This is a genomic window from Streptomyces sp. (assembly GCF_035563135.1).
Taxonomy (GTDB): domain Bacteria; phylum Actinomycetota; class Actinomycetes; order Streptomycetales; family Streptomycetaceae; genus Streptomyces.
On the sequence record NZ_DATMVN010000872.1, the window covers coordinates 1 to 4,223 of the forward strand.

Here is a 4,223-nt window from a genome sequence, read left to right on the forward strand (position 1 = left end):
CGCGTCGAGGGGGGCGCCGGTGTTGGCGGCCGCCAGGACGGCCGGGCCGTCGGTGTCCGCCGCGTGCAGGGTGAGGCGGAGCCGGCCGGGGACACCGGCGCGGGCCGCGGCGTCGGCGGCGTTCTGGGCCAGCTCGACGACCAGGCGGTCGCGGTAGCCGCCGAGGGCGAGATCCTCCTCGGCGTTGGCGTCCTCCCGGAAGCGGGCGGGACCCGCGCCCCAGGCGTCGAGCACGCCGCGCCGCAGTCGCGCCGTCCCGAACGGATCGGCCCCCTCGGTCGCATTCATGCCCACGCTCGTACTCCGCTCTTCCGGTGAACCCGTGACGCCCAGTGTGCGCCCGAAGGTACCGCGAGCGGGAAGGACCCGTGACCGCCACCGGGCCCGCCCCCGTCCCTGACCGGGGAATCCGTCCCCGGCCGGGGAATCCGTCCGCGGGCGGGGAATCCGTCCCCGGGCGCCGGACCGGCCGGATCGCCCCGGCGGTCACCGGCCCGGGTCCGGGCCCGGGTCCGGGTCCGGGCCCGGGTCCGGGTCCACCCGCCGAAAGGTTCCGGACAAAGCCGTCACCGGGGCCTGCCGGAGCGTCGCCGGGGCCTGGCGGACCGTGCGTGCCCGGGCCACCGCGGCCCCGGACCCCCCGCGCGGGCAGGAGCGTCAGGAGTGGCCCAGGTCCTCCGTCGAGCCGTCCGGCCGGTCCGGGACCGAGCCGGAGTCACCCGCGGGGCGCAGCGTGTAGTCGTCCACCCGCATCGTGTCCAGCGCGTGCGCCGGCTTCGGCGTCTTCGGCATGACCGCCGCCTCGGAGTGCCCCCCGCAGCCGTACGACAGGGAGACCACCCGGCCGTCCGCCGGAGCGAACTCGTTGGCGCAGACCCCGAAGGCCTGCTTCAGCGAGCCCGCCATCGGCACCAGGAAGGCGCACGTGACGCACGACGCCGGCGCGGCCTGCGCCATGGGCGTCCTCGCGCCGAACTCCTCGTCCCACCGGTCGGCCGCCAGCCGGAGCCCGTACCGGGACAGCACCCGGGCGCGCCGCGTGCCGAGCTCGTCGGCGACCGCGGCGATCGAACCGCGGCTCGTCACCGGCAGCGCCGTCAGCTCCGCGTCCTCCACGTCGGCGAGGGCGGCCAGCTCCTGCGAGACCTCGGAGACCGCGCTGTTCGGCAGGGGCTCGTCCTCGCCCGTCCAGCCGGGCTCCAGGCGCGGGTCCTCCGCCTCGGTGGGCAGGAGGTCGCCGGGGCCCATGTCTCCCGGCCGCAGCCGCTCGCTCCAGGGCACCCACTCGGGGGCGAGGAGCGCGTCGGAGCCGGGCAGCAGCACCGTTTCGTCAAGGGTGACGTTCTTGGCGCGGGAGGCCCTGGCGACCGTCACCGCCCAGCGCCAGCCCCGGTAGCCGGGCTCCTTGGACTCGAAGTAGTGCGTGACGACCCGGTCGCCTTCGGAGACCAGGGCCACATGCTCACCCACCACTCCTGGCGCGGCGGCCTCTTCCGCCGCCGCGCGCGCGAGGTCTACCGCCTCGGCGCACAGACGGTCAGGGGCGGGGGTACGGGCCGTACGGCTTCGCGTCGTCGCAGCACTCACAGGTCTCGCTTCTCTCCATACGCCGTCTCACGAGTGCGCCAGCAGCTCCATCGATGTCCGATTTCGGCCATGACGGTTGTGAGCGGAGCGGACCTGGGGGCCGCGTCGACGTCCACACCCGTCGTACCTGCCTCGGGCGCGCCTTCTGCCATCCATTCTGCGGGATCGCGGAGAGGCGCGCGGCCAAGAACAACCGCCGGTGGCGCGTGAGTGCACGCTACCCTCTCCGCCGCCCCGCGCCCACCTGCCCGCCCCAAACAGACCCGGAACCCTTCCGTGACGGCCACCGGTCCGCCACCCCGCAGCGGCGGATCCGCCCGGGACCATGGGTGTGTCCGAGCCGCTCCCGGCCGTCTCACAGCCGCCCCGCAGCCGTCTCCCGGACGTCTCCCGGACGGCTCCCGGACGTCTCGCGGGCGTCTCCCGGACGTCTCCCGGCCGTTTCGCGGGCGGGGACGACTCGCCCGACGGAGCGGTCGCCGCCACGCCCCGGCCCGATCATGGGTTCGTGACGGCGGGGGGTGGGGCACTATGACCACGTGGCTGCCGCCAGGTCGTCCGACGGGTCCGGTCCGCTCCGCAGGGCGGTCCGGGCGATGGGCCGTGCCCTGCGTGCCCCGTTCACGGGCACCGCGCGGGGGATCAGGAAGGCGACCCACGCCCATGGGGCGGGTGAGTCCGGCCTGGGCAAGCTGATCGAGCTGCACGCGGTCAACGGTGCCGGCGACGTCATGATCACCGTGGCGCTCGCCTCGACGGTCTTCTTCTCCGTGCCGACGGACGAGGCGCGCGGGCGCGTCGCCCTCTACCTCGCCGTGACGATGGCCCCCTTCACCCTGCTCGCCCCGGTGATCGGCCCCCTCCTGGACCGGCTGCCGCACGGCCGCCGCGCCGCGATGGCCGGTGCGATGTTCGCCCGGGCGGTGCTCGCGATCACCATGTCGGGCGCGGTGGCCACGGGCGGCCTGGAGCTCTACCCGGCGGCCCTGGGCGTCCTGGTCTGCTCCAAGGCGTACGGGGTCGTGCGCAGCGCCGTCGTGCCCCGTCTCCTGCCGCCCCGCTTCTCCCTGGTGAAGGCCAACTCGCGGGTCACCCTGGCCGGTCTGCTGGCGACGGGGATCGCGGCGCCGATCGGGGCGGGGCTCCAGAGCATCGGGTCCCCCTGGCCGCTCTACGGCGCCTGCACGATCTTCCTCGGCGGGACCGTCCTCGCCTTCACGCTGCCCCACAAGGTCGACTCCGCGAAGGGCGAGCGCAAGGCCCGGCTCGCCGTCCCGCACGAGGAGGCGCCCCGCCCGGTCGTCACCCGCGGCAGGAGCAAGGACGGCAGGAGCGGCAGTACGAGGATCGGGGGGAGGAAGGGGCGGGAGAAGCCGCCCGGGCTGCGGTCCGTCGGGCCGTCCGTCCTGCACGGTCTCCAGGCCAACACCGCGCACCGCGCCCTGTCCGGCTTCCTCATCTTCTTCCTGGCGTTCCTGCTGCGCGAGCACCCCCTGGCGGGGCAGAGCGCCGCCGTCTCGCTCGGCATCGTCGGCGTCGCGGCCGGCACCGGCAACGCCTGCGGCACGGCGGTGGGCTCCTGGCTCAGGGCGCGCGGCCCCGAGACGATCGTCGCGACGGTGCTGGGGCTCGCCCTGGGGGCCGCCGTGCTCGCCGCGGTGTTCTTCAGCACGGTGATGGTCGCCGCCCTCGCCGCGGTCGCCGGTTTCACCCAGGCCCTGTCGAAGCTGTCGCTGGACGCGATGATCCAGCGCGACGTGCCGGAGGAGGTGCGGACCTCGGCCTTCGCCCGGTCGGAGACGCTGCTCCAGATGTCCTGGGTCGCCGGCGGGGCGATCGGCATCGCTCTGCCGCTCAACGGAGTGCTCGGCATGTCCGTCGCCGCCGCACTGCTCGCCCTCGGCGCGACCGCATCCGTACGGGGTCTTGTGGGAGCCGCGCGGCGCGGCTCACCGCACCCCCGCGTGGCATGAGCGGAACCGACCGATAACCTTCGGCGCATGACCGTTGCGTTCTTCTCCGGTAAGGGCCGTCGAATCGGCGTCGCTCTTGGTGCCGTGTCCGCGGGACTCCTTGTCCTGTCCGCCTGCGACAAGCCGACGCCGCTCGCCACCGTGACGGTCGGCGGGGACTCGGTGAGCACCGAGGCCTCCTGCTACAACGACGGCAAGGCCCTCAAGGAGTCCGAGATCCAGGGCTGCCTGAACAAGAAGGCGGAGAAGTCCGTCAAGGTCGCGATGGACGACAAGGTCCGTTTCGGCGTCGACCCCGAGGTCGCGGACAACGGCTGGACCCTCTTCATCAACGGCCAGCAGGCCGAGCAGGAGCCCTACAAGAGGACCTACCGGTCGATCCCCGGCAGCGCCTTCTTCGCCAGCCAGACCGGCGAGACCACGGCGGACAAGACGCAGATCAGCATCGTCGAGACCAAGGGCCAGAAGCTCACGGGCATCTGGCACTTCCGGCTGACGAAGACGTCCTGACCCTCTGATCGCCCTTTCGAACCCGAGGTACCGCTGTGCGGGTGCTCGTCGTGACCGCCGTCCCGGCCGAACGGGAAGCGGTCACGCGTGCGTTCGGGGGCGAGCCCCAGGTCCGTGAGGTGCCGGGCGCCGAGCTGCACCGGGCCGGCCCCT

At 74.1% G+C, this 4,223-nt stretch carries 4 protein-coding genes and 1 pseudogene; 3 read left to right on the forward strand and 2 right to left on the reverse strand.

What is annotated here, in order from left to right; all coding sequences use genetic code 11:
- Both VN520_RS38515 and VN520_RS38520 read right to left on the reverse strand, forming a co-directional pair.
- Nucleotides 1-288 (reverse strand): hypothetical protein (locus tag VN520_RS38515; RefSeq protein ID WP_325751606.1); only part of this gene is annotated, 288 nt, incomplete at its 3' end.
- A gap of 369 nt (nt 289-657) precedes the next feature.
- A complete protein-coding gene (locus tag VN520_RS38520) occupies nt 658-1,587 on the reverse strand; it encodes a DUF3027 domain-containing protein (protein ID WP_325751607.1) in 930 nt (309 codons plus the stop codon).
- A 539-nt stretch (nt 1,588-2,126) separates the two neighbouring features.
- On the opposite strand from VN520_RS38520, the gene VN520_RS38525 reads away from it, so the two are divergent.
- The 3 genes and pseudogenes from VN520_RS38525 to VN520_RS38535 form a co-directional block, all read left to right on the forward strand.
- Nucleotides 2,127-3,560, forward strand: coding sequence for an MFS transporter (locus tag VN520_RS38525; RefSeq protein WP_325751608.1), 1,434 nt, complete (start codon nt 2,127-2,129; stop codon nt 3,558-3,560).
- A 27-nt stretch (nt 3,561-3,587) separates the two neighbouring features.
- Nucleotides 3,588-4,070, forward strand: a complete 483-nt coding sequence (locus VN520_RS38530) for a DUF2771 domain-containing protein (RefSeq protein ID WP_325751609.1) — start codon at nt 3,588-3,590, stop codon at nt 4,068-4,070.
- Between the two features lie 35 nt (nt 4,071-4,105).
- Nucleotides 4,106-4,223, forward strand: a pseudogene (locus tag VN520_RS38535) (futalosine hydrolase); the annotation flags it as partial.

Bases quoted from the DNA above. Each gene is read 5' to 3' on its own strand.
- VN520_RS38530 (WP_325751609.1), top strand. From the start codon at position 3,588: ATGACCGTTGCGTTCTTCTCCGGTAAGGGCCGTCGAATCGGCGTCGCT.